Source organism: Micrococcus sp. NPDC078436 (genome assembly GCF_040702705.1).
Classification (GTDB): Bacteria; Actinomycetota; Actinomycetes; order Actinomycetales; family Micrococcaceae; genus Micrococcus.
Map to the genome: position 1 here is coordinate 1 of NZ_JBFBLX010000014.1, position 25,994 is coordinate 25,994.

Sequence of the window (25,994 nt, forward strand, 5' to 3'; positions counted from 1 at the left end):
TGGAGTACTACAACACTGAGCGGGGTCACGCCGCGCTCGGAGGACACCCGCCCATGAACCGGGTGCCACCAACCTCATGACCGGGTACACCTAGGCTGGGGGCATGAGCGCCCCCTCCCCCCTCGGACTCCTGCTGGACGTGGACGGTCCCCTGGCCTCCACCGAGACCCGCACCGTGCCGGAGGGGATCATCACCACCCTCGCCCGGCTCGCCCAGCGGCGCGTGCCGATCGGCTTCAACACGGGCCGCTCCGCCGACTTCCTCCTGCACAGCGTGATCGCCCCGCTGCGGGCGGCGGGGCTTCCGGACGACGCGCCGTTCTACGCCGTCTGCGAGAAGGGCGCCGTGTGGTTCCCCTTCTCCGCCGTCCCCGAGGGTGAGCTGCCCGAGGTGAGCGTCGACGTCCCCGTCCCGAACTGGGTCCGCACCGATCCGGACATGGCGATCGACCCCGAGCTGCGCGAGGCGATGTGGGCCGTGAACGAGGAGCGGGACGAGGACGTCATGTTCGCCGACCGGACGAAGCTGGTCATGGTCTCCCTCGAGGAGGAGGTGGGCGCGGACGACGCCGAGTTCACCCGGGTGCGCGACGAGGTCGTCGCGGCGATCGAGGACCTGCTGGAGAGGCGGGGCCTCGCCGAGGAGTTCGATGTGGACCCCACCATCATCTCGATCGACGTGGAGCACGCCTCCTCCGGCAAGGACCTCGGCGTCGCGCGGTGCCTGGGCTTGATGGCCGACGACGGCGTCGCCGTCCCCGAGCGCTGGATCACCGCGGGCGACTCCCGCTCCGACTACGCCATGGCGGACGCCCTGCACGCCATGGGCGCGCGCGTGGAGCACATGGACGTCCGCCCGGAGGACGGGATCCCGGAGAAGGCGTACGGCGTCCTCACCGCCGCCGACCTCGCGGAGCGCGGCGTCGGCCAGGCGGAGGACGTGCACGAGCGCGCCGGCGAGTCCCTCCTGCGGTGGGCGGAGCGGGACCTCCTCGGCTGAGCGGGTCCGCGTCACGGGGCGTCACCGGCGTCAACACGGCGACACCGGAAGTGGCGGCCGGCCGGCGTCGAGAGTGCACTGGGCCCATGACCGTGCACGCAACCGACACCCCCTCCCCCGCCGATGCGCGGGGCACCGCCCCGCTCGAGGTTCCCGTCCTCAACCTGTCGACCATGCGTCGGGCCGACGGCTCCTTCGACCCCGCGTTCCTGGAGCGCCTGCGCTTCGCGGCGCACAACGTGGGCTTCTTCCAGATCGTGGGCTACGGCGCGGAGCCCGGCCAGGTGGACGCGCTGTTCCGCGTGACCGCCGAGTTCTTCGCCCGCCCCGAGGCGGAGAAGCTGGCGCTGCACAACCAGGAGTCCCCGCACTACCGGGGCTACTCGGCGATCGCCGCCGAGCGGACGCAGGGCCGCCCCGACTCCCGCGAGCAGCTGGACTTCTCCGCGGACCGCGAGCCGATCCCGGCCGAGCGGATCGGCGAGGGGGAGGAGTTCTGGCACCTGCAGGGCCGCAACCAGTGGCCCGCCGGCATGCCGGAGCTCGAGCGCACCGCCATGGCGTGGACGGCGCTGATGGACCGCGTGGGCGAGGACCTCCTCAAGGCGCTCTGCGTGGCCATCGGCCTGGACGAGGACCACTTCTCCGCGGCGTTCGACGGCGACCGCGCGTGGATGGCCAAGCTGGCGCACTACGTCGGCGGCGTGGCCGAGGCCGGGACGCAGGGGGTGGGGCTGCACGCCGACTACGGGTTCATCACCCTTCTGCTGCAGGACGAGGTCGGCGGCCTCGAGGTGCGCCCCTACGGCCAGGACGCGTGGCTGCCGGTGGAGCCGATCCCTGGCGCGCTCGTGGTGAACCTCGGCGAGATGCTCGAGGTGGCCACGGACGGCTACCTCATGGCCACGATCCACCGCGTGCAGTCCCCGCCGCCGGGCGTGGACCGCTACTCCGTGCCGTTCTTCTACTCCCCCCGCCTGGACGCGGTGATCGAGAAGGTGGAGCTCCCGGCCGAGCTGGCCGCGGACGCCCGCGGGGTCTCCGACGACCCGACCAACCCGATGCTCGCCTCCTTCGGCTCCAACATGCTCAAGGGCTTCGCGCGCGCCCATCCGCGGGTGACCGAGCGGTTCCACCCGGGGCTGCTGAACCGCTGAGCCACCCCGCGGGAGCGGAGGTGTGAGCAGGAGGACAGGGCCCGAGTGGACCCCGGGGCCTGTCCTTCCGCACGGCTCGGTCCTAGCGTGGACCGGGAAGCGGCGCCTCCCCTCCCGAGCGGGGCGCCTCCCCCGACCCAGAGAGGTGCGCACCATGGCCACCGTCGCCCGCAACATCGTCGAGAGCCTCCACGCATCCGGGGTCCGCCGGATGTACGGCGTCTCCGGAGACTCCCTCAACGGCCTCACGGACGCGCTGCGCGACCACGGCGGCGTGGAGTGGGTGCCGGTCCGGCACGAGGAGTCGGCGGCGTTCGCGGCCTCGGCCGAGTCCCAGCTGACCGGCGAGCTCGCGGTGTGCGCCGGCTCGTGCGGCCCGGGCAACCTGCACCTCGTCAACGGCCTGTTCGACGCGCAGCGCACCCGCACGCCCGTCCTGGCGATCGCCGCGCACATCCCCTCCGAGGAGATCGGCTCCGGCTACTTCCAGGAGACCCACCCGCAGGAGCTCTTCCGCGAGTGCTCCGTGTACGTGGAGCACGTCTCCTCCGCGGACCAGATGCCCCGCCTGCTGCGCACGGCGATGCGCGCCGCCGTCGAGCAGCGCGGTGTGGCCGTGCTGGTGATCTCCGGCGACGTGGCGCTGACGGAGCTCGACGCCCCCGCCGAGGCCGTCCGGCACACGCCCTCCACCGTGGTCCCCGCGGACACGCTGCTCGTGGAGGCGGCCCAGGCGCTCAACGCCGCCCAGCGGATCACGATCCTCGCCGGCGCCGGCGCGGCGGGCGCCCACCGCGAGGTGGTGGCCCTCGCCGAGCGGCTCCAGGCGCCCATCGTCCACGCGATGCGCGGCAAGGAGCACCTGGAGTACGACAACCCGTACGACGTCGGCCTCACCGGGCTGCTCGGCTTCTCCTCCGGCTACAAGGCGCTCAAGGGAGCGGAGACGCTGCTCATCCTCGGCTCCTCGCTCCCCTACCGCCAGTTCTACCCCGAGGACGCGACGGTCATCCAGGTGGACATCCGGGGCGAGCAGATCGGCCGGCGGATCGCGGTGGACGTGCCCCTCGTGGGCGGGGTGAAGGAGACCGCGGAGGCCCTGCTGCTGCGGCTGCGCGGCAACGCGTCGTCGGCGTTCCTCGAGGAGATCCTGAAGGAGTACCGCACGACGCGGAAGGACCTGGACGAGCTGGCCACGCCGTCCCGCTCCACGATCCATCCGCAGTACCTGGCCCGCCTGATCGACGAGCGCGCCGCCGACGACGCCGTCTTCATCCCGGACGTGGGCTCGCCCGTGATCTGGGCAGCGCGCTACCTCACCATGAACGGGCGCCGCCGGCTCATCGGGTCCATGAACCACGGCTCCATGGCCAACGCCATCATGCAGTCGATCGGCGCACAGGCCGCGTACCCCGGGCGGCAGGTGATCGCGCTCGCCGGCGACGGCGGCCTCTCCATGATGCTCGGCGAGCTGCTCACCCTCGTGCAGAACGGCCTGCCCGTCAAGGTGGTGGTGTTCAACAACTCCTCGCTGAACTTCGTGGAGCTCGAGATGAAGGCGGCGGGCTTCGTCACGTTCGCCACGGACCTGAAGAGCCCGGACTTCTCCGTGGTGGGCGAGGCGGTGGGCCTGCGCGGCTTCCACGCGGAGACGTCGAAGGAGCTGCCGGACGCCGTGGACGCCTTCCTGGCCCACGAGGGCCCCGCGATCCTCGACGTCACGACCGAGCGCCAGGAGCTGACGATCCCGCCGAGCGTGGAGGCCGAGCAGGCCAAGGGCTTCGCCCTCTACGCGATCCGCACCGTGCTGGACGGCAAGGGCACCGAGCTCATCGACCTCGCCAAGGCGAACATCCGCCAGCTGTTCTGAGCGGACCCTGGCGGCCGACGGCGGCGGCCCGTCATCACCGGAGCCGGACAGCCCGCCCCCCGGTCTGACCGTCCCTCCGGTCGGACCTGCGAAAAGGGACAGGATCTGCGTCGAGGACGCAGATCCTGCCCCTTTCTGCCGACCGGGCCGGCGCCCGTCGAGTCGGCGGACGACGCGTCAGGCGCGGTGCGAGCCGGCCTCGTCCACGCCGCCGTCGCGCACGGACGTGGCACCCGGGGTGCCGGCCGCGTGGCGCTCGAGCTCCTCGCCGGTCATGCCCTCGCGGACGAGCCCGTCCGAGCGCAGCTCCCAGAAGTCGGCGTTGCGGATGCCGAGCGGGCGCGGGTCGAACTGCGGGTCCAGGCCCTGCTTCTTCTGGGCGTGGTAGTCCTTGAGGGCCTTCAGGGCGGGGCCCTGCAGGAACAGGATGCCGATGATGTTCATCCACGCCATGGAACCCACGCCGATGTCGCCGAGGCCCCAGGCCGCACCGGTGGTGGTGACGGCGCCGTAGGCCACGGACACGAGGATCAGGCCCTGCAGCAGGCGGATGACCACGCGGCGGACGGTCGAGTTCTTGGCGCCGCGGAACAGGTACGCGACGTTGACCTCCGCCATGTAGTAGTACGCCACGATCGTGGTGAACGCGAAGAACGCGAGGGCCACCGCCACGAAGGAGGGGCCGAAGCCGGTGAAGACGGTGTCGAAGCCGTTCTGCACGAAGGCGGGGCCCACCTTGGAGTCGGCGGGGAGGTTCCCCTCGAAGAGGACCGGGGTGGTCACGGCCTCGCCCTGGTACACGCGGTACATGCCGGTGGACAGGATGATGAACGCCGTGGCCGTGCAGACGAACAGGGTGTCGATGTAGACGGCGAAGGCCTGCGCATAGCCCTGCTTGGCCGGGTGGGAGACCTCCGCAGCGGCGGCCGCGTGGGGGCCGGTGCCCTGACCGGCCTCGTTCGAGTAGACGCCGCGCTTGACGCCCCACTGCACGGCGAGGCCGAGGATGGAGCCGAAGATCGCGTGCGTGCCGAAGGCGCTGGAGAAGATCGCTCCGAACACGGCGGGGATCTGGGAGAAGTTCAGGAAGAAGACGATCAGCGCCAGGATGATGTACAGGACCGCCATCACCGGGACGACGTACACGGCGAACGTCGCGATGCGCTTCACGCCGCCCACCACGATGAACGCGAGGATGATGACGATGCCGATGGCCACGGCCCACGCGGGCGCACCCCAGGCCTCGTTGATGGACGACGCCATGCCGTTGGCCTGCACGCCCGGGAGGAAGAAGCTGGTGGCGAAGACCGTCACGATCGCGAAGATCACGGCGTAGACCTTCAGGACCGGGCCGAACGCCGTGTGCTTGTAGGCCTTGTCGAAGTAGTACGCCGGACCGCCGCGGTACTCGCCGGTGTCCTTGTCCTTCTCCTTGTAGATCTGGCCGAGCGTGCACTCGATGAAGGAGGTGGCGGCGCCCAGGAAGGCGACCGTCCACATCCAGAAGACAGCGCCCGGACCGCCGAAGGCGATGGCCGTGGCCACGCCGCCGATGTTGCCCATGCCGACACGGCCGGCGAGGGACATCATGAGGGACTGGAAGGACGAGGTGCCGTCCGCGGACTTCTCGCCGTTCTTGAGCTGGGCGAGCATGTCAGGGATGCCCCGGACCTGGAGGAAGGCCGTGCGGAGAGAGAAGTAGACGCCTGCGAGGAGGCAGAGACCGATCAGGGGCAACGACCAGATGTAGCCGTTGGCCTCATCGATGAATTCGGCGAAGGTCATGGTGAGTCTCCGAAGTCGGGGTGCGAGCACCGAGACGGAGCGGGATCAGGGAAGGCGCCCCGCGGCAGGAAGGGAATCTGCTGAGGGGAACAGTACGCCACTCTGTGATGCCCGTCTCATCATTGGTCGACGCGTGACTCCCTGAGCCCGTGCGCCCGCCGCCGCACCCACACCCGCGCTCGTCCAGATCCTCCGGACGGGTCGCCCAGATCCTCCAGTCATGCGAAAAGCCCCGTCACCACGGGGGTGACGGGGCTTACCCGCGGAGGATGGGGGATTCTCCCCCGACCCGCATGATCTAGCCGATTCTGGAGGATCGGCTAAGGGCATGACTGTTCAGTGACTAGTAGGCCCCGGCACGGCGGCAACCGTCCGGGGCATGGTCCGAACAGTGAAGGTGTCCGAACATGTCCCACCCTACCCGTACCCTCCCCCAGCTTCTCCAGCCCGTCGCCCGCGCTGTCGTCTCTCTGACGCTCACGGCGGCGGGCTTTGTCGTGCTGTTCCTGCCCTCGATCTGGACCGGCCCCATGTGAGCCTCCGGCCCCCGCACGCGGGGCCGCGTCCTGTCCGCCGTCCTGGAGACGGTGGGCGGCACGAGGTCACAGCGTGACTATCCAGGCGGGACAGCCGGCCTACCTGATCCAAAGGCTCCGGCGCAGTCGAAACACCCTCCCCGAACCGTCCGAACTGCCGGGCGGAGGAACGGCCACGAGCTCGGCCACACCTAGGGCCATAACGGCAGACACCCCGAAACTCGGGGGGTCTAGTCGGCGTGGGCGAACGGCGCTGAGTGAGGGCGGGGGCGTCGGGAGCTTTGGGGCAGGGGACTTGAACAAGCCCGCCCGTAGGTCCGCTAGTCCCCGCAGGGGACGCCTTAGAGGCAACCAGCACACCAACCACCGGCCAGCACGGCCACGAACAACGGAGACACCATGAACACCCAGCAGCAGACCACCACCGTTCCCACCGGCTTCCGCGTCGAGGTCGATACCCAGGGCGACGACACGATCACCACCATTGCCGGCCCCAGCTCCGGCGGGGTGACCACCTTCATTGACGAGCGCGACGGCTCCGTGGTCCTGGCCGTGGACGGCTACGACAAAGACCTGTCCACCGGACTGGACCTGACTTACGAGGACGCCCGCCGTCTGGCCCGCGATCTGTCCGCCGTGGTCGAGCGTCTGGACGACTTGCAGCGCCCCGAGGTCGAGCGGATTGCCCGGGAGCTGCACGCGCGTGGCAAGCGGGCCACCGTGGACGAGCTGGGTCAGCGTGCCCATGACGCCGGGGTGAGTGTCGTCGCCGTGATGTCCGCGTATCAGGCTCTCGCGCGCGCCTGACCGGCGGGAGTACCCACTGAGCGGGTACCCCCGGAAGCACGAAACGGCCCCGGGCATTGCGGCAGGCGACACCACACGTGAGAGTTCCTTGAACACCGGGTGATCTGCTGGATTCTGTCAGAGTATGTCCAAGTATGTCGTCTCTACATACTCCTATACACTTCCCGCCGCCCGGCTATGATCCTCGTGTGGACCCAACCCTCAACCCATACAGCCCGGGCTCCGGCATTGCTCCGCCCTTCCTCGCAGGCAGAGACGCAGACCTCAGTGCCCTTGCCAGCCTCATCCACCGCGTACAGGACTCCAGGTCTGGCCGCGGCATCATCCTCTCCGGCCTCCGCGGCGTGGGTAAGACTGTGTTACTGAACCGTCTCCGAGGCATGGCTGATGAAGCCTCCTGGCTGACCATCCAGTTCGAGGCGCGCCCTGGGAAGGATGGGGCTAAAATTTCCCGCCAGACACTGGGTCAGGGACTGCAACGAGCCTCGCTGACGTATCGAGCCAAAGCGGCATCCGAGAAAATCGCGGCGATGTTAGATTCTATTCGGTCTCTCAACGTGACCCTTGGCGCAGATGGATTTAGTGTCGGCATAGAGAAGGACGCCATTAAGGGGGCCACTGGATCTCTTGAGGTAGATTTTCAGAGCACTATGGAGGCTGTCTGCCTAGTCTTACGTGACGAAGGCAAGGGTTTCGCTTTATTTATTGACGAAATGCAGGATCTCGACAAAGAGTTGATGCAATCGCTGATTGTGGCACAGCATTACGCCAATCAAAGAGAGCTTCCGTTCTTCGTGATCGGAGCAGGACTACCAAGCCTGCCAGCCCGATTGTCAGCGACTCGAAGCTATGCAGAACGGCTTTTTCAATACCGACCGATCGGACGCCTGCGACAAGAGGAAGCGGAGGAATCACTAGAGAGGCCAGCCGAGCGAGAGGGCGCGGCATACACCTCAAGTGCGCTCGAGATCCTCCTCAAGGAGTCGGGCCAGTACCCTTATTTCTTGCAGGAGTTCGGAAGCGCCCTGTGGGAAATAGCCCAAGACTCGCCATTCACCGAAGAGGCCGCTAGGGCGGCTGCGATTGCCGGCAAAGCCCGTCTCGATGCTGGATTCTTCCCCTCTCGGTGGGACCGCGCGACCCCCGGAGAGCGCGACTATCTCATCGCAATGGCGCAGGATGGAGAGGACCCCTCCCGAAGCGGGATTGTTGCCGACCGACTAGGGAAGGCGCCCCAAGGCCTGGGGTTGGTTCGCGCCAAGCTAATCGAAAAGGGGCTCATCTATGCGCCTGAGCGTGGGCAAGTTGCATTCACCGTACCCGGAATGGCGGATTACATCGCTCGCATAAGCGATTAGGCCAGGTTTCTGTGCTCTGACAGAACCTTGCGCTACCGTAGCGATCAGCGCCGCCCGCCGCATTCCCCCTCCGCTGGCCCGGCGGCGCTAGGTGCCCCCGGCCAATCCCGTTTCAACGCCGGGGGCACCGCTCGTTCGTTTCCCACCTAGGCAACCCATCGGTGACCACCTAGCATCACCACATGAGCAACGAGACGCCGATCCCAGACCGCTGCCCCACATGCGGCGGCGTGATCCGCCTACAGAAAGAGATCGAACCATCCCTTGCGGGCGGCAAGGTGTGGCGCTGCAACAAGGGCTGCTTCGAGCAGCGTTAAGCGCTCCGCCCGCCCCGCAAGGCGGGCCCGGCTAGATCAGCGCCCGAACTTGCCCGTAGTGCGCTTGTTCTCCCACCGCTGGAGCTGGTGAACCGCCCTACGCGAGTAACCGATGGACTCCATTGCGTCCTGCACCTGGCGCACCGTCATCCCACTGCCGGCCACCTCGCCCATGAGCTTCGGCATCAAGACCTCTGACTGCCCGTTCCGGTCCCAGCCGTTGTTGCCGTAGAAGTCGAGGTCGTCCAGCAGCTCCGATTGCTCGGCAGTGAATCCATCCCAAGTGTGCCCAGGGGGCTTTCGAGCCATTGCGGCACTCCTTCTCGCGACCTACGGGTGAGACGCATGCCACAGTACGGGCACGCTGGCGCTGGGGGTAGGTGTCTTCCCAATGGCGGTCACCACGGGCCCTCACCCGCCCTCGGGTCCGGCCCCGCCCACTCGGCCACGGTCGCGGGAGACAGACGCGCCTCCCACATGCGGTTCATGAGGGCGCCATGACGCTTCCACCACTCCTCCACGTCGTCAGGTGTCCCAGAGCGCCACAGCGCGCGCCACTCGGTCACAATCGCCGCGTGCTCGGGGTCCATCTTCACGGGACGACGGCGACGCTTCATGCCGCGCCCCTCACCTGCACGCCGTAGGCACCACGGGCCGCCCGACGCTGGGGCCGATTGTCCTCGGCGTCCGGGATACGGAGAGCGGCCAGGATGCGGGCCAGGTTGATCCGCTGCTGACGGGCTTCCACGTGCAACGGCTGGGCCACTTCATCGCCGCGCGCGTTGGTGACCGTCAAGGGCGCGCCCTCGGCCTGGGCGGCGAGCTGGTCCAGCAGGTCGGCGGTCCGGCACGCCTCCAGCAACAGCAGCTCCTCATGCGTCTCCAGTTCCAGGCTGTTCGTCACGTCGTTCCACAGGCGGGCGCCGCGCTCGCGCAGACCGGCGGGAGGGTTCGAGGTAGTCACTTGATCTAGTCCTGTCTTTTAGTGCGGGAGAACGGCGTACAGGGCCGTTCGGGATGGGGTCTGGGCCTCGCGCACGCGCGCGAGGACTGTTTCAGGTCACTCACAATCTGCGCTCCTATACGCAGGGCGGCAGGGGAGGCCGGGGGGAGGGTGGGGGGGTGGGGGCGACAGAGCCCCCGGGGGGCAGTCGCCCCACCTCGCAAGGCTGCGTAGGTAGGGCGACTGCAAGAAGATGCGTACGGTCCGCCTGAACCGATTGGGTTCCTCGCTTTCCTCTAGTCAGGCGGTATTTGTCCGCGCGCCGGCGCAGCGAGGTCTTTGCAGGTGAGCATCCCGCTCGTTCGCTTCGTTCCGGCCCGTGCGGGGTTGCACGTCCAGCCGGTGACGTTGACGCCGTGTCTCATGCCTAGAGCTTGGAGCGGGTCACCATGCCCCCGGGCCACCGAACACATGGACGGTGAACTGATCGGACTTCGGCGTCACAGCCGCCTTCTTGGTCGCTTCGTCGCCCCGGCGGGCGCGTTCGTGGGCGGCGTCGTCTCGTGCCTGGGCCTCGCGGTCAAAGGCGATGTAGGTCGTCTTCTCCGGCATTGCCTCGGCGGTGGCGATCACGATCCATCGCGCCATCGGCTGCACCTCGGCGGCGCCCAGCCAGTCCCATCCGTAGTCCCAATTCGGGCTGGTGCTATCGAAGTAGGCATCCCTCAGACGATGCTCTCCTGCGTCGGGGTGCGCGATGTTCCGCCCGTAGCGGGTGATGGGCGCGTTGTGGTTGACCCCGTCCAGAGAGTCCAGAAAGCCGGCAATGCTGTTCATCTGCATGGCCAGGTCGGTGAACGTGGACCACTGAGAGGCGGCGGGGCTGCTGAGTACGTTCACGGCGCGGAGCTCTCCGCCGCCGAACGTATTGCGGTACAGATCGAGCCAGGCGGTGGCGTGCGTGTTGAACATCTTTTCGAGACGAGGACGAGAATCGGCGGCCATCTTGTCGATGGCGGTGGTTTCGTCAGTGGTCAGGCGCCTCAGCACGGTGTCCGTGCGCAATGCCTCGAGAGTGCTCTTGAGTGCGTCAAGCTCGGTCGCGGCCTCCATGATCTCTTGCCGGTCGCCGCGAATGACGATGCCGGGCATGGAGTCATCGAGTGCCTTGATTTCTCCCTCGATGCTCTGCCGGAGGGCGCTTGCCGTCTCCGTGGCCTTCTGTGCTGCCGCGACTTCCTTGGACGGCTTGAGTCCGGCTGCGGTCATCTTGCTTAGCAGAGTGATGGCGCGGTGGTTGCCTCGACCGAAGGCGTTGAGAAAGTAGTTGTCCATGCTGGTTATTACCTTTCGAGGGGCGCACTATTGCGCAGGCGGTGGGGTGAACTGGAAGTAATGGAGCAGGCTAGATGCGTCACTCGCGATAGCTGTTGGGGTATCGCGTGCGCATCCTCTTGAGGCTTTCCGAGCGGGTGGGCGAAAATTCCAGGGCGCGCTCGTAGAACGACTCAAGGCTCGGCTTTGGTGGATACCCGAGTCTTTGCATTTCCTCGCGCGTCTTACCTGCGTCACTTGCCTGCTCGAAGATCAACAACTTTCGGTAGGCCTGGGGAGTGATGCGGGAGTTGTATCTGAAGGATGAATCTGAATGGTTCATGGCCGTGTTTCCTTCTGGGGGTTAGACGGATGATGCTCTGAGGTGTGCTGTTTGGAGAGTGCGGAGGATGCCGCCCCTATAGGGGGCGGGTCACGCGGCACGGGGCGGGGCGTGGTGAGCGTGGAGACGCCGGTACGCGGGTCGGTGTCCGTGATCCCGTGGCGGCGGTTCAGCTCGGCCAGGAATCCGGCCAGCCGGTCAGGCTGGTAGCCGCGTCGCGTGCTCATGCGGCCTCCGTCTCGTGGGCGCCGCGCAGTGCTTCCAGCTCGGCCTCGGCCTTCTCGGCGCGTACACGGAACCGCTCGGCCCGCTCCATGTGGAACCGGACCTGCTGGCGCATGTTGTCCTCTGTGCTCGGGCGGTCGGTGTTCGGGGTGTCGGTCATCGTTGGGCCTTTCTGGGGACGACGACGGCCCCGGCATCGCGGGGATGCTCGGGGCCGTCTGTATCGGTGTAACTCGTGTAACTGTGTATCGGGTTGGGGGCACTAGCCCCGACCTCTCCGTTACAGAGTTACAGGTGTTACAGGGGGGTGCGGGGCGTATACGCCTTGCTTCACGCGCATGATTCGCCCGGCTTCGTAGGCACGCTTGAGGTACACGCGCACCTTGGAGTCGTCCCAGTGCAGGAGCGTCGCCAGCTCCTTGGGTCGGATGCCCTCGGGGCACTTGCCTACTTCTTCCACGAGCTGGGCCATGTCATCGCTAACGCCTGCCGTGGCCCGCATGGTCTCAGCAGCTCGGGCCGCTTCGGCAAGGTCACCGCCGATGGTGTGCCAGCGTGAGCCGTCGAAACGCACCGCGTACTCACCTTCTCGGGCATCGCGGGACGTGACGGAGAGCGTGCCCTCCTCCTGATTGCGGTCACGGCGGATCACGAGGATCGAGTCAGCCGCGCCGGCCAATCCCTGAGTGCCACTGACGGCCTCCAGGAAGTCCTCCCGGCCCCCCTTGTTGGTGTGATGGACCACGATCAGGGAGGAGCCTGTGCAGGCGTCCACGAGGTTCTTCAGCGCGGACATCTGCGAGTAGTCGCGCCCGTACTGGTCATTGCTGCTGCTGTGCCCGCGCACCTTGCCCAGCGTGTCCAGGATGACCAGCGGCCTTTCATCGGCGTGACGGTCCAGAAACGCGCGAACCGTCACATCCGGGGCGGCAGTGAGGGCGGTGAGGAACAACAGGTTCGGCCCGCCTTCCACGTCCAGCATGTTCATGCGGGACTGCAACCGGCGCGGGCCGTCCTCCAAGGCCAGGTACAGCACGGGGCGCTGATCTACAGGGATTGTGCCCAGTGCCTTTCCGCCCGTGGCGGCTGCTTGTGCCAGGTCCAGCACCATCCACGATTTCCCCACCTTGGGCGCGGCCACGAGCAGCGTCAGGCCCTCGGGGATCAGCCCAGGCACGACGTACTCCACGGGGGCGAACGTCTGCCGGGTCAACCAGTCAGCGGAGAATGCGCCGTCCAGGGGGTCCGGGGCGGTCACCTCCGACCAGTCCACTTCCAACTCATGCGGCGTCGGCAAGGGCGCTCACCCCCTGCCGCGCCTGAGCGTGCCAGTCACGGAATTGGAGGACGGAGCGCAGCTGAGCAGCCTCGGCCCCGTCCCAGACGCCGAACGTGCGGCGGACAGAATCCACGATGGCCGGGTGCGCCGTGCAGTCGTGCTCGGACGCGAGGGCCAGCACGAGGGCGATAGCGCGCCCCCAATCGCCGCATGGGCAGGTCGGGGCGTGCTCGGCCTCGGCCAGCTTCTCCAGCAGCTCGGACGTGAACAGATCGTTCTCCCGGACCTCACTCACTGGCCCCACCCCCGTACACCTCGGGCACCAGTCGGCAGAGCACGACCTCGGCATGGTGCCCGCGGGCCACCGCGCGATCAGCAGCCCTCTGGGCGGGCTGTGCCTGGAGGAAAACGCGGCGACGATGGCGGGGTTCAGGGTCACCCGGCACGGTCACGACGAGGACGAAAACGCCCGCGACGAGATCGGCAGAATCCGGTACGATTGAGGGAGAAATCGGCGTCTTGGTGGTGTCTGATTCGGTCTTGGTGTTGAGCGCCGTCCCCAGGGTGAGGGGGCGGCGTTCTTCTGTCTGGGGATGGGTCACGCGGCGGTCACCGCCTCGCGGGCGTACTGCTCGGCCGCTCGGCGCTGACGGCCCCGGGTGAGGGTCTGGTAGGCGGCGTGCTGTTCCCGTCCCATGAGGGGCCGCGCGTCGGGTCCGACATTGCCGGCCTCCGTCATGCGCTCGATGGGCCGCAGATTGGCTGGTCCGGGATGCAGGGTCTCGGCCCAGCGGTCCGGCAGGGTCGCATGGGCCAGGGCGGCATCCTTGTAGACACGGCGGGTGAGGTAGTCCGCATTGCGACGCGACAGCCCCAGCTCACGGCGGTAGTGGTGGTGCAGCTCGGCAATGGTGACCTTGTTAGTCTCCATCTCAGGGGCCTTGGGTGAGCGTTCGCTCACAGGCCGGGGAGTGGTGGCGGTTCTCAACGGGCATCACCGCCCCGGAGGGAACCGAGAGGCGTCACGGGCTGCCGGAGACGCTGAACGTCTTCCGGGTCGATGCGGATGAGCCTGGGGCCGTAGCGGTAGGCGGCGAGGTCGCCGCGGGCGATGAGGCGGCGGATCGTGCTGGGAGAGGTGCCGAGATAGTCGGCGGCGTCTGCGATGGTCCAGCGAGATTCTTCAAGTCGAACGGCTGTCATGAGGTGTCCTCTGAGAACACGAATGCCGAGCACACGGCCACGTCTGTCTGTGGTCTCGTGGTGCTCGGCGTCCCATGCGGGGCACTCCATATGGAGTGTCTACCGTTCGCCCTACTCACCGGGAATCAGCTGTGCAGCCTACCGCCTTCGCGGTCCCAGCCCCTCGGGCTAGCGTCGTCATTCACTTTTCGCGGTCATACTATGGCACATGCACCACTAGCGTCAAGCATGGTCACAAATTGGCAGGGCTGCCATCCATTCCCGCAGTCAGGCTCGCCAAGCGGGACCGCTCAGCGTGCTGGTAGACCTCCACACTCTTCACGTCTGAGTGCCCGGCGTAGGCCTTCAGCTCGGCCAGTGTCGCGCCCTGCTGTCCCAGGCGGGTGAGGGCGGTATGACGCAGGCCGTGGAAGGTGAAGTTCTCCAAGGGCGTGCCACCCTCGGCCACCTTGACTGCATTCAGCTGGTCCATTGCGGTGCGGAATCGCTTGCCGATGGTGTTCGGGTTGTGCAGCCGGTTCCCCCCTCCGGCGCGAGGGAACAGCAGCGCGTCAGCCTCGGGGTCGGTGTGGGCACGGAGGTGTGACTCCAGGTCATCCACGATGGCGGCAGGCACGGGGATGACGCGGCGTCCGGCCTCAGACTTCGGGGCCTCCTCACGCACGCCTGAGCCTCGGGCCTGGACCTGGGCGGCGACCTGTAGCCACGTCGTCCCGTTGTCGTCGCGGGTGATGTGGCGGCGGCGCAGTGCCAGCACCTCCCCCAGACGCAGACCGGCCCAGCCGGCCAGCAGCACGGCAAGTCGATCAGAGGCCGGCATGAGGTCTGCCAGGCGGGTGAGGTCGTCCGGGGCGATGACCTCGCGGTTGCGCTCTACGGGCCGGTTCTTGCGGCGGAACTTGCGTGCGGCCAGCGGCGGGACGGGAGAGGTCAGCAACCACGGATCGAAGGTGCGGGGCAGGTCGGCGGCGTCGCCCGTGGCGAACTTGAACACAGCGGCCACGTCGCGGTGAATGCGAGCGGTGCCGTCGATGCCCAGGGGACTCGCCTCCATGCGATCCAACCAGTCGTTGACCTCCAGGGCGGTGACTTCGGAGACGGCCCGATCCCCGAACTCGGGGAGGAAATGGGCCTCCAAGTGCCGCTTGTAGGTGTAGACGGTGCCCTCTTTCAGACCGGACGCCGCCAGCCATGCCAACCACGCCTCGGACAGCTCGCGGACAGTGCGGGTGTCCCCGAGTGCCTGGGCCTTGCGTGCCTCGCGTTCGGCCTTCAACCGCTGGCGGCGCACGCTGGGCGGCTCGAACGTGCCGCGTGCCTTCTCTGCACGGGCGATGTCGAGGGCGGCGCGCGCGTCCCCGATGGTCTGGAACATGCCCAGGGAGTGCTGCACGCCGTCAACGAAGAGGCGGGCACGGTAGGACTTGCCGATCCGGCTGATGCCTCGCGGGAGCTTCGCCTCCTTCGGCATGTCCCATCCCCCTGACTAGTTGACTGCTATGTGTCTGGTTCTATGGTACCTTGTGACCATCACTGAACAGCCGTGACACAAGGGCAACCGCCCACAATCGGCTCAGACATGCGAAAAGCCCCGGAACCACTGGGGTCCCGGGGCTTACCCGCGGAGGATGGGGGATTTGAACCCCCGAGGGCGTTAACCCAACACGCGTTCCAGGCGTGCGCCATAGGCCGCTAGGCGAATCCTCCTTGGCTGCCCCAATGCGGAAGACCGCACAAGGGCAGGCTCCATCATAACCAGGTGGCGCGCCGGGACGCCAATCGCCCGCCCGACTGGCCCTGCGTCCGAGCGCTGGTAGACTCGTGGACGGCCCCTCACGTGGTGTCATCTCGCTGAACTCCCCCAGGACCGGAAGGTAGCAAGGGTAGGTGGGCTCTGGCAGGTGCGTGAGGGGTCTTTCACGTCGTCAGGAGGTCCCATGTCCGCTGGCCGCTATGCACCCTCGCCCACGGGGACCCTGCACCTGGGCAACCTGCGCACCGCACTGGTCTCGTGGCTGGCGGCCCGCGCGTCGGGCCGGCCCTTCCTGCTGCGCGTCGAGGACCTGGACCGCGTCCGCTCCGGGGCCGAGGCCGAACAGCTCGCCGACCTCGCCGCCGTCGGGATCACGTGGGACGCCCCGCCCGTGCGCCAGTCCGAGCGCACTCCCCGCTACGACGCGTCCGTCGCCGCCTTGCGCGCCGCCCACGGCGCGGACGTGGTGTACGAGTGCTTCTGCTCCCGCAAGGACATCGCGGAGGCCACGTCCGCACCGCACCCCACCGCGGAGCCCAGGGACGACGACGGCGCCGCGGCCCCCGACACGCCCCTCGCCTCGGGCGCCGCACGGCGGCCTCCGGGCTTCTACCCGGGCACGTGCCGCGGCCTGACGGAGGACGAGCGGGCCGAGCGTCGTCGGACGCGGCCGGCGGCACTGCGGATCGACGCGGCCCGGGCGGCCGGCCTGCCGGCGGGCACCGTGCCGCGGGCCCACGCCCGCGACGTCCTCCACGGCGAGGTCACGGGCCTCGTGGACGACCTCGTCCTGCGCCGCAACGACGGCGCCTACGCGTACAACCTGTCCGTCGTCGTCGACGACCTGGCCCAGGGCGTGGACCAGGTGGTGCGCGGCGACGACCTGCTCGACTCCACGCCACGCCAGCGCTGGCTGGCTGAGCTGCTCAGCGCGGCGCGCGGCGAGACGGCGCCGCCCACCGAGTACCTGCACGTTCCCCTCGTGCTCAATGCTGGGGGGAGGCGACTGGCCAAGCGGGACGGCGCCGTCACCCTCGCCGACCTCGCGGCGCAGGACCCCCGCTGGACGCCGGAGCGCGTCCGGGACCGCCTGCTGGAGTCGCTCGGCCTGCCGGCCGGCCCCCTCGAGGGCGCGGTGGCGGCGTTCGACCCGCGGGGGCTGCCACGCGAGCCGTGGGTGTTCGACCCGGCGGGCTTCGTGGCCTGACCCGGCTGGCAGCGGCCGGCACCCGAGGCGCCGACCGCGGCCGCGGCTCAGAGAACCTGCGCGGCCTGGTCGAACTCGAGGCGGCCCTGGCGCGGGCTGACGGCCTTCTCGTGGTCGGAGGCCGCGTGGCCCACGTTGATCACCACGAGCGAGCGCCAGCCGCTCTCGGCATGGAAAGCGGCGTCGACGCCGTCGGTGCTGAAGCCGGCCATGGGGCCCACCTCGAGGCCGAGGGCGCGCAGGGCCACGGTGAGGTAGCCGATCTGGAGGAGCGCGTTGGTGCGGCCCATGCCGTCGCGCAGCTCGGCCTTGCTCTCCCACTGCTCCCGGAAGCCCTCGCGGAAGGGGGCGAGGTGGGGCATGTGCTCGTGCCAGCGCGGGTCGTAGGCGGCGATCAGGGTGAGCGGCGCCGCGAGGGTCTTGTCCGCGTTGAACCCGGCCATGTGCGGGGCCAGCCGCTCGCGGGACTCGCGCGACTCGACCGCGGTCAGGCGCAGCGGCTGGCTGTTCATGGCGGTCGGCGCCCAGCGCACGTGCTCGTAGGCCTCGCGGACGAGGGCGGTGTCCACGGGCTGGTCCGTGAAGTGGTTCGTGGTGTGGCGGTCCTCGAAGAGGGCGGGCAGGACGGAGGCGTGGTCGATCCGGGTCATGACGGCGTCAACGCCCGCGCGGACGCACGCCATTCCCGCCGCTCCTGCACAGGCGTCGCAGCGGGCGGCGGGGGCCGACGACGGCGGCCGGCGGGCCGTACGGCGTCCGGGTGAGCCGCTAGGGTGAGCCAGGTGAGCACCGCCCTGTATCGACGCTATCGCCCGGACCGATTCGAGGAGGTCATCGGGCAGGATCACGTCACGGTCCCGCTGCGCACCGCGCTGTCCAAGGACCGGGTGAGCCACGCCTACCTCTTCTCGGGCCCGCGCGGCTGCGGCAAGACCACCTCCGCCCGCATCCTCGCGCGCTGCCTGAACTGCGCGGAGGGCCCCACGCCCACGCCGTGCGGCGAGTGCGACTCGTGCCGCGACCTGGCCACGGGCGGGCCCGGCTCCCTGGACGTCATGGAGATCGACGCCGCCTCCCACGGCGGCGTGGAGGACGCCCGCGGCCTGCGGGAGCGGGCCACCTTCGCCCCGGTGCGGGACCGGTACAAGATCCTGATCATCGACGAGGCCCACATGGTCACGGCGGCAGGCTTCAACGCGCTGCTGAAGATCGTGGAGGAGCCGCCGGAGCACCTCAAGTTCATCTTCGCCACCACGGAGCCGGAGAAGGTCATCGGGACCATCCGCTCCCGCACCCACCACTACCCGTTCCGCCTCGTGCCGCCTGAGCCGCTCATCGCGTACCTCGAGCAGCTGTGCGCCGAGGAGCAGGTGCGCGTGGAGCCCGGCGTCCTTCCCCTCGTGGTGCGGGCCGGCACGGGCTCGGTGCGCGACACCCTCTCCGTGCTGGACCAGCTCATCGCCGGCGCCGAGCAGGGTGCGGTGTCCTACGACCTCGCGGTGAGCCTGCTCGGCTTCACGCCGGAGGCCCTGCTGGACGACGTGATCGACGCCGTGGCCGCGGACGACACCCCCACCGTGTTCCGCGTGGTGGACCGCGTGGTGCAGTCCGGCCAGGACCCGCGCCGATTCGTGGAGGACCTGCTGGACCGGTTCCGCGACCTCGTGATCGCGCGCGCGCTGCCGGAGGAGGCCGGTGCCATCCTGCACGGCATGCCGGAGGACCAGGTGCGGCGCCTGTCCGCGCAGGCCGCCCAGCTCTCCCGCGCGGAGCTCTCCCGGCTGGCGGACGTCACCAACCTCGCGCTGACGGACATGGTGGGCGCCACGAGCCCCCGCCTGCACCTCGAGCTGCTGATGGCACGCCTCGTGCTGCCCGCCACGGACGACACGCACCGCGGCCTCTCCGCCCGCCTCGAGGCGCTCGAGCGGCGGCTCGAGTACGGGGGCTCGCCCGCGGCCTCTGCACCGGCCCAGGCCGCCGAGGCCGCCGAGGGCACCCCGCACACGGGGGCCGTCGGGGAGGCGGCCGGCCTCTCCGGTGCCGCCCTGGCCCGCGCAGCCATGCGCCGACCCGAGGCCGAGGAGACCACCCCCAGCGCCCGGCAGCAGGACGCGCCGGCCCGCCAGGAGCAGCGCCCGGCCGCCCCCACGCAGGCGCCCGCCGCGCCCGAGACCCCGCCGTCGTCGGCCGCCCCCGCAGCGCCGACCGCGCCGACGCCGCCGAGCGTCCCCGAGCAGTGGTCCCCGCCGCAGCAGGACGGATCCCCCACGCCGGACGAGGCCGCCGGCAGGGCGGACGCGGAGGGCAAGGGCCCGGAGAAGCCGGTCCCGGAGAACACGGGCGCGGAGCCGACCTCCGCGGCCCCGTCGTCCCAGCGCTCCGGCGAGGCCGAGGGCCGGGCCGCGGCCCCGAGCACCTCCGGCACGGGCCCCTCCTCCGCGAACCCCGTGGAGATGGTGCGCCGCGCCTGGCCGGACATCCTGGCCGCCCTCGAGGACTCCTCGCGGCTGGTGTGGATGCTGGTGAAGGACAACGCGTCGGTCACCGGATACGACGGCTCACTGCTCACGATCGGATTCCAGCAGGACGGCCCGCGGCAGTCGCTGCTGGGCCGCGGCGGTGACCGGGTGCTGGCCGAGGCCGTCCACCGTGTGCTCGGCATCCGCCCGGAGCTCGACCTCATCCTCGGCGGGGATGCTCCCCGCCCCGAGCACCGCGCGTCCGCCGACGCCCGCCAGGCCTCCGGCCGGCCCGCATCGGGGTCGCCGCGCCCCCAGCAGCAGCCCCCGCAGGACGCATCGGACACCCGCGGCCTCCAGCGCCCTCCGGCCCAGCCAGCGACCGCGTGGCCCGCGCCCGCCGACACACGGACCTCTCCCGAGCCAGGGCGCCCCACGTCCGCCGCGTCCGCGCCACCTGCGGCCGCGCCCGCTCCTCCGTCCGCGCCCGCGTCTGCTTCCCCCGCTCCCTCGGCTCCGACCGCGGACAGCTGGGGCCATGCCGGCGAGGCGCCCCCCGCGTGGGAGGACGCCCCGCCGAGCGAGGAGGACCCGTGGGACACCCTCCCCGAGTTCGACCCGGACTCGGACATGGAGGACTCCCCCGGTCCCGAGGGATGGGTGCCGCCGCAGGGTGCCCAGGAGGACGGCGGACCGCAGGAGAACGCCTCGAGCGGCACGCCCGGGTGGGACGGGCCGGTGCCCAGCCCGTCGGACTGGGGCACGCCGCCGCAGGCCGACCAGCCCGCCCCGGCCCCCCGGCCGGACGAGGCGGCCTCGCCCGGGGCCGAGCCCTGGCCCCCCGCCGGGCCCGCCCCGACCGCGGACGCCGCGCAGCGGCTCCAGGACGTGACCCCTGAAGCGGCGGAGCGCGCCTACGATCCCGGACCCCTCGTCCGCGAGTCCGCCCCCACCATTCCCGTGTTCGCCCGGCCCGAGGCGGAGCTGCGTGCCGAGTTCGAGGCCCGCTTCGGCACCACGCGGCCCGCCGGCTTCGACGGCGGCTCCCGCGGCGGCGCCTCCGACGCACGCGGGGCGGAGCACACGGCACCGCCGGCCGCCTCGGACCAGACGCGCACGGGACGGGCCGACGGCGACGGCGTCCCCCCGGGCCAGGGCGATGACCCCGCCGCCTCGGAACGAGAGGACCCCCACCCGGCCGCTTCGACGGCCGCGGTCTCGAGCGACGCCCACCCCGACGCCACCGGCGAGCCCTCCTCGGACGGGACGCCGGCCCCCGGCGTGCCCGCGCACGACGGGGGTGGACCCCCCGCAGCGGGGACCGCGCCGCGCGGTTCGGGGCATCCCGCCAGCATGTTCCCGCGCCTCATGGAGCGTCTCGAGGCGGGCGGGCCCCTGGAGCCGCCCGTCAACGCCCGCGACGCCGGCGGAGACGGGACGGTCGGGCCCTCCTCGAACGGCCCCTCCGCCTCCTCCGGGCCGTCGGGGAGCACCGCTCCGCCGTCGGGTCGGCCGAGCCCCACCGCCCTGGGCGCCCGCCCAACGGGAGACGGCCGTGCCGCCGCCGGTGGGGAGCCTCCCGCTCCTCCCGCGATGGACCCGCGTGCCGCCGCGATCCGGGCGGCCCGCGAGGCCGCACAGGGCCGCGCGCCGGCTCGGCCCGCCGCGCCGGCCACCGCGTCCTCCCCCGCCGTCGCGTGGACGGACGAGGTGGCCAGCGACGACGATGTGGCGCTGGAGGACTCCGGGCTCGTGGGCCGGGCCGTCGTCGAACGCGTGCTCGGCGGCCGGCTCCTCGAGGAGCGGCCGCACGAGCCCGTGCGCTGACCCACACGGCCGACCCGCGCCCTTGTCATGTCCGGTGGTCGTGGCAGACTCGCGTCAGCGCGGTGACCCCGCGCGGACGGACCGGACGGAGCCGGCCGGGCCCACGCAAGACGAAGGGACGACGTGTACGAGGGAGCGGTTCAGGACCTGATCGACGAGCTCGGGCGGCTGCCGGGCATCGGGCCGAAGTCCGCCCAGCGGATCGCGTTCCACATCTTGGAGGCGGACGCGCAGGACATGACGCGCCTCGCGGACGCGATCCGCACCGTCAAGGACAAGGTGCGGCTCTGCTCGGTGTGCTTCAACGTCTCCGAGCAGGACGTGTGCGCGCTGTGCCGCGACGCTCGCCGGGACGCCGCCCAGATCTGCGTGGTGGAGGAGTCCCAGGACGTGATGGCCATGGAGCGCACCCGCGCGTTCCAGGGCAAGTACCACGTGCTCGGTGGCTCCATCAATCCGATCGCGGGCATCGGCCCGGAGCAGCTGCACGTGCGCGAGCTGCTCACCCGCCTGCAGGACGAGACCGTGCAGGAGGTCATCCTCGCCACGGATCCCAACCTCGAGGGGGAGGCCACGGCCACCTACCTCGGGCGTCTGCTCGGCGCCACCGGCATCCGCGTCACCCGCCTGGCCTCCGGCCTTCCCGTGGGCGGCGACCTCGAGTACGCGGACGAGGTCACCCTCGGCCGCGCCTTCGAGGGCCGCCGCCTCGTCAGCGGCTGACCGGGCACCCACGGCGACGGCGGCACCGGAGGTCGGTGCCGCCGTGGCCGCCCGCGGGGGAGGGAGCCTCCGGGGGACCGCTCAGGCCACGCGCGTGCCCGCGGCCAGCTTCCCGGCCGGCGTGTCGAGGCGGCGGTGTCCCCACCACAGCAGGCCCGCCGTGAGCGCGCCCTGCATGGCCAGGCCGAGCGGCCACACGGGCCATGTGCCCTCGCGGTTCGGCTCACCCGCCTGGTCGATCCCGCGCAGCTCCCCGTTGAGGCACTCCACGGACTGCAGGGGGTCCCTCTGGGTCCACCGCACCCCGCCCGAGATGAGGTTCAGCGCGCCGATCTGGCCCATGTACGGCTCCGACTGGGGCACCGGCGACCACGGCGTGGCGTCCGCGAGCACCACGAACGGGTTCGGCGCGAGCATCCACCCCGTCCGACGCGGGTCCGGGACCACCTGGTCCGTCACAGGGCCCCCGCACTGGTCGGCGACGAGGTCCCACGCTGCCGGGTCCTCGGCCGCCTGCGCGTCCATCTCCTCCGGCGTGGTGGCCTCGTCCATCGTGGCCGTCTCGTAGCCGTACCGGGGCTGGCTGGCCTGCACGGTGATGTTGATGACGGAGAGGGAGAGCAGGAAGCCGATCAGGGTGCCCAGCGTCAGCAGCGCCACGAGCAGATAGGTGACGACGACGGCGAACAGGGTGCGCCCCGTGATGGCCGAGACCGCCACGCCGATCCCCGTGATCACGGCGAACTCCACCAGGATCATCGCGAGGCCCACGAGGACGAACAGCGGAGAGACCCGTCCCACCAGCGCGGCCACCACGAGCCACGGCAGGGCCGCCACCAGGAAGGCCGCCGAGGCCACCCATGCCGCGAGCCACTTGCCCGCCATGAGGTGCCACGTCTTCAGCAGGGTCACCTGCGTGATGGCCAGCGTCCCGCCCGCCCGGTCGCCGGAGATCGCGTTGGCCGCGAGCGCCGGGGACACCAGCAGCGAGAGGGTCAGGACGAACATCAGGACGCCGTCGAACAGCCACTGGCCGGCCATGCGCAGGGAGGTCTCACGCTGAGCGTCGGACACCCCCTGCATCTCGCCGAGGGTGGAGGCGTGCAGGCCGAGAGCGCCGAGCGTCACGGCGCCGACCACGAGGAAGAACACGCCGAGCAGCGCGAACCAGCCGCGGGAGCGCAGCCGCTGGCGCAGCTCCATCCCGACGACGGTGCGCACCGCCGCCCCCGCGCCCAGGCGCGGGGGGACGATGCCGGGAGTCGGCGCGCCCGGCGTCGCGCTCGAGGGGGCGAGGACGTGGCTCACGGGCGTTCTCCTTCGGTGTGACGGCGGTGGTCCAGGTCGAGGTCCAGGTAGGCGTTCTCCAGGCGGGAGCCCTCCGGGGCGAAGTGGCTCACGGGCACGCCGTCGCGCACGAGGTCCGCGAGCAGCTCGGCGGCGGCCTGCTCGCCGCGCACCTGCACCACGACGCCGTCCCGGCGGTTCCCGGCATCGGCGCCGGGGACCAGACCGTGCGCGGCCAGGGCGTGGACCAGCTCGTCCCGACGCGCGGGGTCCGGCCCTGCGATCCGGTAGGGACGGGTCTGCGCGCCGGCCGCGGCGAAGTCCTGCGTGGAGACGGTGGCGCCCTCGCGCACGAACACCGCGCGGTCGGACATCTCCTCGAGCTCGGCGAGCACGTGGGAGGACACGAGCACGGCGGTCCCCGCGGCGGCCATGGCGCGCAGGTCGTCCCGCAGGCGGATGCGGGAGGTGGGATCGAGCCCGTTGGCCGGCTCGTCCAGCAGGAGCACGGCGGGGCGGTGCACGGTGGCGCGGGCCAGGGAGAGGCGCTGCTGCTGGCCACGGGAGAGGACGCGCGCGGGGCGGCGGGCGAACTCGGTGAGCTCCACCCACTCCAGCTGCTCGTCCGCCCTTGCGGCGGCGGCGACGCGGCCCATCCCGTAGAGCCGTCCCAGGCTCGTGAGGATGTCGTGGCAGGTCAGCGACTCCCACACGCCGAGGGTGTCCGGCATCCAGCCCAGATGCCGGCGGGCCTCCTGCGGGTCGGCCGTCGCGTCCACGCCGGCCACGGCGACGGAGCCGGCGTCGGGACGCAGGAGCGTGGCGAGCAGGAGCATGAGCGTGGTCTTGCCGGAGCCGTTGGGCCCCACGAGGGCGGTCACGGTCCCGGCGGGCGCGGTGAGGGAGACGTCCCGCACGGCGTGGACGGGACCGAAGGAGCGGGCCAGGCCGTGGGCCACGATCCCGCTGCCCGCGGCGGGCGGAGGTGGGGAGACGTCGAGCACCGAGGAGAGGGTCATGCCTCCATGCTGACCGGGGCGGGGCGACGACGTCGTCCGCCCAGAGGATGATCCCGCGCGGCGCGGGGTCATCCTCACGGGTGGTTCGGGCGGTTCCGGGCGGTTCCGGGTGGCCCGGACCGACCCCACGGTCCCCGCAGCCCCGGCGGCTCACGATGCGGACGTCCCGGATCACACTGCGGGACCGGAGGCGGTGCGCCCCTACACTGGAGCGGTCCGTGGGGACACCTCGTCTCGACCCCGCCCGAAGGGAGCTCCATGAGCCTGATCGTGCAGAAGTTCGGCGGCTCCTCGGTGGCCGACGCCGCCGGCATCCAGCGCGTCGCCCGCCGCGTCACCGCCACCGTCGCCGCGGGCCACCGTGTGTGCGTGGTCGTCTCGGCCATGGGCGACACGACGGACGAGCTGCTCGACCTCGCCGCCGAGCTCACCGACGCCGCCCCCGCCCGCGAGATGGACATCCTCCTCTCCGCGGGCGAGCGCATCTCCATGTCCCTGCTGGCCATGGCCATCCATGCCGAGGGCGTGCAGGCCCGCTCCTTCACGGGATCGCAGGCCGGCATGATGACGGACACGTCGTACGGCCGCGCCCGGATCGTGAAGGTCAGCCCGCACCGCGTGCAGGGCGCTCTCGACGACGGCGCCGTCGCCATCGTGGCCGGCTTCCAGGGCATGAGCCCCGAGTCCCAGGACATCACCACGATGGGCCGCGGCGGCTCGGACACCACCGCCGTCGCCCTCGCCGCGGCGCTCAAGGCGGACGTGTGCGAGATCTACACGGACGTGGACGGCGTGTACTCGGCCGACCCGCGCGTCGTGCCCACCGCCCGCAAGATCGGCGAGCTCTCCTCCGAGGAGACCCTCGAGCTGGCCGCCTCCGGCGCCAAGGTGCTCCACCTGCGCTCCGTCGAGTACGCGCGCCGCTTCGGCGTGCCGATCCACGTGCGCTCCTCCTTCTCCGACCACGAGGGCACGTGGATCATGCCCGACCCGAACGACACCATCACCCTGCAGGAAGGCGCTCCCATGGAACAGCCCATCGTCGCCGGCGTGGCGCACGACCGCTCCGAGGGCAAGGTCACGATCGTCGGCGTCCCGGACGTCCCGGGCAAGGCCGCCGAGATCTTCCGCGTGATCGCCGAGTCCAACGTGAACATCGACATGATCGTGCAGAACGTCTCGCGCGCGGGCTCCGGCCGCACGGACATCTCCTTCACCCTCCCGATCGTGGAGGGCAAGGACGCCCTGGCCGCCCTGCGCGCAGCGCAGGAGCGCATCGGCTTCGAGGACATCGAGTCGGACAAGGAGATCGGCAAGCTCTCTCTCGTGGGCGCGGGCATGCGCTCCAACCCGGGCGTCTCGGCCACCTTCTTCAAGGCCCTCTCGGACGCCGGCGTGAACGTGGACATGATCTCCACCTCGGAGATCCGCATCTCCGTGGTCACCGCGGAGGACAAGCTCGACGACGCCGTGCGCGCCATCCACACCGCGTTCGACCTGGACGCCGACGAGCAGGCCACCGTCTACGGGGGCACCGGGCGCTGAGCCCGGACGCCGGCCCCGGGGGCCCGGGCGCCCT

27 protein-coding genes, 1 tRNA gene and 1 other RNA gene are annotated in these 25,994 nt (G+C 70.6%); 12 read left to right on the forward strand and 17 right to left on the reverse strand.

Features of this window, described 5'->3' with window-relative positions:
• Positions 1 to 103: 103 nt before the first annotated feature.
• The 3 genes from AB0302_RS08580 (at position 104) to poxB (ending at position 4,027) form a co-directional block, all read left to right on the forward strand.
• A complete protein-coding gene (locus AB0302_RS08580) occupies positions 104 to 1,000 on the forward strand; it encodes a haloacid dehalogenase (RefSeq protein WP_366371372.1) in 897 nt (298 codons plus the stop codon).
• Positions 1,001 to 1,086: 86 nt separating this feature from the next.
• Complete coding sequence (locus tag AB0302_RS08585; RefSeq protein ID WP_366371374.1) at positions 1,087 to 2,157, forward strand: 2-oxoglutarate and iron-dependent oxygenase domain-containing protein; 1,071 nt, start codon at positions 1,087 to 1,089, stop codon at positions 2,155 to 2,157.
• A gap of 154 nt (positions 2,158 to 2,311) precedes the next feature.
• Entirely contained in the window at positions 2,312 to 4,027 is a 1,716-nt protein-coding gene (gene poxB / locus AB0302_RS08590) for a ubiquinone-dependent pyruvate dehydrogenase (RefSeq protein WP_366371376.1), read from the forward strand.
• Positions 4,028 to 4,204: 177 nt separating this feature from the next.
• On the opposite strand, the gene AB0302_RS08595 is transcribed toward poxB, so the two are convergent.
• Positions 4,205 to 5,812, reverse strand: coding sequence for an alanine/glycine:cation symporter family protein (locus tag AB0302_RS08595; protein WP_298986591.1), 1,608 nt, complete (start codon positions 5,810 to 5,812; stop codon positions 4,205 to 4,207).
• A gap of 407 nt (positions 5,813 to 6,219) precedes the next feature.
• Between AB0302_RS08595 and AB0302_RS08600 the strand changes: the two genes are divergently transcribed.
• The 4 genes from AB0302_RS08600 to AB0302_RS08615 all read left to right on the forward strand — a co-directional run bounded on the left by AB0302_RS08600 (position 6,220) and on the right by AB0302_RS08615 (position 8,830).
• Entirely contained in the window at positions 6,220 to 6,348 is a 129-nt protein-coding gene (locus AB0302_RS08600; protein WP_366371378.1) for a hypothetical protein, read from the forward strand.
• 399 nt (positions 6,349 to 6,747) lie between these two features.
• Positions 6,748 to 7,155 (forward strand): hypothetical protein, encoded by a 408-nt coding sequence (locus tag AB0302_RS08605; protein WP_366371380.1) that lies wholly within the window; start codon positions 6,748 to 6,750, stop codon positions 7,153 to 7,155.
• Between the two features lie 134 nt (positions 7,156 to 7,289).
• Positions 7,290 to 8,513 carry an ATP-binding protein gene (locus tag AB0302_RS08610; protein WP_366371382.1) on the forward strand — a complete coding sequence of 408 codons (1,224 nt, stop codon included), beginning with the start codon at positions 7,290 to 7,292 and terminating at the stop codon, positions 8,511 to 8,513.
• A 182-nt stretch (positions 8,514 to 8,695) separates the two neighbouring features.
• The gene (locus tag AB0302_RS08615; RefSeq protein WP_366371385.1) at positions 8,696 to 8,830 is read left to right on the forward strand and encodes a hypothetical protein; all 135 of its coding nucleotides are present in this window, start codon (positions 8,696 to 8,698) and stop codon (positions 8,828 to 8,830) included.
• A gap of 36 nt (positions 8,831 to 8,866) precedes the next feature.
• Here AB0302_RS08615 and AB0302_RS08620 read toward each other — a convergent pair whose 3' ends face one another.
• The 13 genes from AB0302_RS08620 to AB0302_RS08680 all read right to left on the reverse strand — a co-directional run bounded on the left by AB0302_RS08620 (position 8,867) and on the right by AB0302_RS08680 (position 15,844).
• Positions 8,867 to 9,139, reverse strand: a complete 273-nt coding sequence (locus tag AB0302_RS08620) for a hypothetical protein (RefSeq protein ID WP_298712833.1) — start codon at positions 9,137 to 9,139, stop codon at positions 8,867 to 8,869.
• An 89-nt stretch (positions 9,140 to 9,228) separates the two neighbouring features.
• Complete coding sequence (locus tag AB0302_RS08625) at positions 9,229 to 9,447, reverse strand: hypothetical protein (RefSeq protein WP_366371387.1); 219 nt, start codon at positions 9,445 to 9,447, stop codon at positions 9,229 to 9,231.
• A complete protein-coding gene (locus AB0302_RS08630; protein ID WP_366371389.1) occupies positions 9,444 to 9,794 on the reverse strand; it encodes a terminase in 351 nt (116 codons plus the stop codon). Before AB0302_RS08630 ends, AB0302_RS08625 begins: the two co-directional genes overlap by 4 nt.
• A 423-nt stretch (positions 9,795 to 10,217) precedes the next feature.
• The gene (locus tag AB0302_RS08635) at positions 10,218 to 11,108 is read right to left on the reverse strand and encodes a hypothetical protein (protein WP_366371391.1); all 891 of its coding nucleotides are present in this window, start codon (positions 11,106 to 11,108) and stop codon (positions 10,218 to 10,220) included.
• A 79-nt stretch (positions 11,109 to 11,187) separates the two neighbouring features.
• Positions 11,188 to 11,430, reverse strand: a complete 243-nt coding sequence (locus tag AB0302_RS08640; protein WP_366371393.1) for a hypothetical protein — start codon at positions 11,428 to 11,430, stop codon at positions 11,188 to 11,190.
• A gap of 223 nt (positions 11,431 to 11,653) precedes the next feature.
• The gene (locus AB0302_RS08645; RefSeq protein ID WP_366371395.1) at positions 11,654 to 11,815 is read right to left on the reverse strand and encodes a hypothetical protein; all 162 of its coding nucleotides are present in this window, start codon (positions 11,813 to 11,815) and stop codon (positions 11,654 to 11,656) included.
• 120 nt (positions 11,816 to 11,935) lie between these two features.
• Complete coding sequence (locus AB0302_RS08650; RefSeq protein WP_366371397.1) at positions 11,936 to 12,928, reverse strand: AAA family ATPase; 993 nt, start codon at positions 12,926 to 12,928, stop codon at positions 11,936 to 11,938.
• 7 nt (positions 12,929 to 12,935) lie between these two features.
• On the reverse strand, positions 12,936 to 13,229 hold the full coding sequence (locus AB0302_RS08655; protein WP_366371399.1) for a hypothetical protein: 294 nt from the start codon (positions 13,227 to 13,229) through the stop codon (positions 12,936 to 12,938).
• Positions 13,222 to 13,536, reverse strand: coding sequence for a hypothetical protein (locus AB0302_RS08660; protein WP_366371401.1), 315 nt, complete (start codon positions 13,534 to 13,536; stop codon positions 13,222 to 13,224). The genes AB0302_RS08655 and AB0302_RS08660 overlap by 8 nt, the downstream gene beginning before the upstream one ends.
• Complete coding sequence (locus AB0302_RS08665; protein ID WP_298712808.1) at positions 13,533 to 13,865, reverse strand: hypothetical protein; 333 nt, start codon at positions 13,863 to 13,865, stop codon at positions 13,533 to 13,535. The genes AB0302_RS08660 and AB0302_RS08665 overlap by 4 nt, the downstream gene beginning before the upstream one ends.
• A gap of 53 nt (positions 13,866 to 13,918) precedes the next feature.
• The gene (locus AB0302_RS08670) at positions 13,919 to 14,227 is read right to left on the reverse strand and encodes a helix-turn-helix domain-containing protein (RefSeq protein ID WP_366371403.1); all 309 of its coding nucleotides are present in this window, start codon (positions 14,225 to 14,227) and stop codon (positions 13,919 to 13,921) included.
• 142 nt (positions 14,228 to 14,369) lie between these two features.
• On the reverse strand, positions 14,370 to 15,608 hold the full coding sequence (locus tag AB0302_RS08675) for a site-specific integrase (RefSeq protein ID WP_366371405.1): 1,239 nt from the start codon (positions 15,606 to 15,608) through the stop codon (positions 14,370 to 14,372).
• A 151-nt stretch (positions 15,609 to 15,759) separates the two neighbouring features.
• Positions 15,760 to 15,844, reverse strand: a tRNA-Ser gene (locus tag AB0302_RS08680).
• A gap of 117 nt (positions 15,845 to 15,961) precedes the next feature.
• Here AB0302_RS08680 and ffs point away from each other — a divergent pair.
• An RNA gene (ffs, locus tag AB0302_RS08685) (signal recognition particle sRNA small type) lies at positions 15,962 to 16,058 on the forward strand.
• 16 nt (positions 16,059 to 16,074) lie between these two features.
• Complete coding sequence (gluQRS, locus tag AB0302_RS08690) at positions 16,075 to 17,097, forward strand: tRNA glutamyl-Q(34) synthetase GluQRS (RefSeq protein WP_366371407.1); 1,023 nt, start codon at positions 16,075 to 16,077, stop codon at positions 17,095 to 17,097.
• A gap of 47 nt (positions 17,098 to 17,144) precedes the next feature.
• Here gluQRS and AB0302_RS08695 read toward each other — a convergent pair whose 3' ends face one another.
• Positions 17,145 to 17,747, reverse strand: a complete 603-nt coding sequence (locus tag AB0302_RS08695; RefSeq protein ID WP_366371409.1) for a malonic semialdehyde reductase — start codon at positions 17,745 to 17,747, stop codon at positions 17,145 to 17,147.
• Positions 17,748 to 17,879: 132 nt separating this feature from the next.
• Here AB0302_RS08695 and AB0302_RS08700 point away from each other — a divergent pair, with 132 nt between their 5' ends.
• Positions 17,880 to 21,386, forward strand: a complete 3,507-nt coding sequence (locus tag AB0302_RS08700; RefSeq protein ID WP_366371411.1) for a DNA polymerase III subunit gamma and tau — start codon at positions 17,880 to 17,882, stop codon at positions 21,384 to 21,386.
• Between the two features lie 123 nt (positions 21,387 to 21,509).
• A complete protein-coding gene (recR, locus tag AB0302_RS08705; protein ID WP_366371413.1) occupies positions 21,510 to 22,109 on the forward strand; it encodes a recombination mediator RecR in 600 nt (199 codons plus the stop codon).
• An 81-nt stretch (positions 22,110 to 22,190) separates the two neighbouring features.
• On the opposite strand, the gene AB0302_RS08710 is transcribed toward recR, so the two are convergent.
• Positions 22,191 to 23,417, reverse strand: a complete 1,227-nt coding sequence (locus AB0302_RS08710; protein WP_298710461.1) for a hypothetical protein — start codon at positions 23,415 to 23,417, stop codon at positions 22,191 to 22,193.
• Positions 23,414 to 24,415: an ABC transporter ATP-binding protein gene (locus AB0302_RS08715; protein WP_298710463.1), complete on the reverse strand. Its 1,002-nt coding sequence runs from the start codon at positions 24,413 to 24,415 to the stop codon at positions 23,414 to 23,416. Before AB0302_RS08715 ends, AB0302_RS08710 begins: the two co-directional genes overlap by 4 nt.
• A gap of 258 nt (positions 24,416 to 24,673) precedes the next feature.
• On the opposite strand from AB0302_RS08715, the gene AB0302_RS08720 reads away from it, so the two are divergent.
• Positions 24,674 to 25,960: an aspartate kinase gene (locus tag AB0302_RS08720; protein ID WP_319075489.1), complete on the forward strand. Its 1,287-nt coding sequence runs from the start codon at positions 24,674 to 24,676 to the stop codon at positions 25,958 to 25,960.
• Positions 25,961 to 25,994 lie beyond the last annotated feature (34 nt).

Bases quoted from the DNA above. Each gene is read 5' to 3' on its own strand.
- AB0302_RS08695 (WP_366371409.1), bottom strand. From the start codon at position 17,747: ATGACCCGGATCGACCACGCCTCCGTCCTGCCCGCCCTCTTCGAGGAC.
- gluQRS (WP_366371407.1), top strand. From the start codon at position 16,075: ATGTCCGCTGGCCGCTATGCACCCTCGCCCACGGGGACCCTGCACCTG.
- AB0302_RS08625 (WP_366371387.1), bottom strand. From the start codon at position 9,447: ATGAAGCGTCGCCGTCGTCCCGTGAAGATGGACCCCGAGCACGCGGCG.
- AB0302_RS08615 (WP_366371385.1), top strand. From the start codon at position 8,696: ATGAGCAACGAGACGCCGATCCCAGACCGCTGCCCCACATGCGGCGGC.
- AB0302_RS08610 (WP_366371382.1), top strand. From the start codon at position 7,290: ATGTCGTCTCTACATACTCCTATACACTTCCCGCCGCCCGGCTATGAT.
- AB0302_RS08580 (WP_366371372.1), top strand. From the start codon at position 104: ATGAGCGCCCCCTCCCCCCTCGGACTCCTGCTGGACGTGGACGGTCCC.
- AB0302_RS08595 (WP_298986591.1), bottom strand. From the start codon at position 5,812: ATGACCTTCGCCGAATTCATCGATGAGGCCAACGGCTACATCTGGTCG.
- AB0302_RS08670 (WP_366371403.1), bottom strand. From the start codon at position 14,227: ATGGAGTGCCCCGCATGGGACGCCGAGCACCACGAGACCACAGACAGA.
- AB0302_RS08665 (WP_298712808.1), bottom strand. From the start codon at position 13,865: ATGGAGACTAACAAGGTCACCATTGCCGAGCTGCACCACCACTACCGC.
- AB0302_RS08635 (WP_366371391.1), bottom strand. From the start codon at position 11,108: ATGGACAACTACTTTCTCAACGCCTTCGGTCGAGGCAACCACCGCGCC.
- AB0302_RS08605 (WP_366371380.1), top strand. From the start codon at position 6,748: ATGAACACCCAGCAGCAGACCACCACCGTTCCCACCGGCTTCCGCGTC.
- AB0302_RS08620 (WP_298712833.1), bottom strand. From the start codon at position 9,139: ATGGCTCGAAAGCCCCCTGGGCACACTTGGGATGGATTCACTGCCGAG.
- poxB (WP_366371376.1), top strand. From the start codon at position 2,312: ATGGCCACCGTCGCCCGCAACATCGTCGAGAGCCTCCACGCATCCGGG.
- AB0302_RS08675 (WP_366371405.1), bottom strand. From the start codon at position 15,608: ATGCCGAAGGAGGCGAAGCTCCCGCGAGGCATCAGCCGGATCGGCAAG.
- AB0302_RS08720 (WP_319075489.1), top strand. From the start codon at position 24,674: ATGAGCCTGATCGTGCAGAAGTTCGGCGGCTCCTCGGTGGCCGACGCC.
- AB0302_RS08640 (WP_366371393.1), bottom strand. From the start codon at position 11,430: ATGAACCATTCAGATTCATCCTTCAGATACAACTCCCGCATCACTCCC.
- AB0302_RS08585 (WP_366371374.1), top strand. From the start codon at position 1,087: ATGACCGTGCACGCAACCGACACCCCCTCCCCCGCCGATGCGCGGGGC.
- AB0302_RS08645 (WP_366371395.1), bottom strand. From the start codon at position 11,815: ATGACCGACACCCCGAACACCGACCGCCCGAGCACAGAGGACAACATG.
- AB0302_RS08715 (WP_298710463.1), bottom strand. From the start codon at position 24,415: ATGACCCTCTCCTCGGTGCTCGACGTCTCCCCACCTCCGCCCGCCGCG.
- AB0302_RS08600 (WP_366371378.1), top strand. From the start codon at position 6,220: ATGTCCCACCCTACCCGTACCCTCCCCCAGCTTCTCCAGCCCGTCGCC.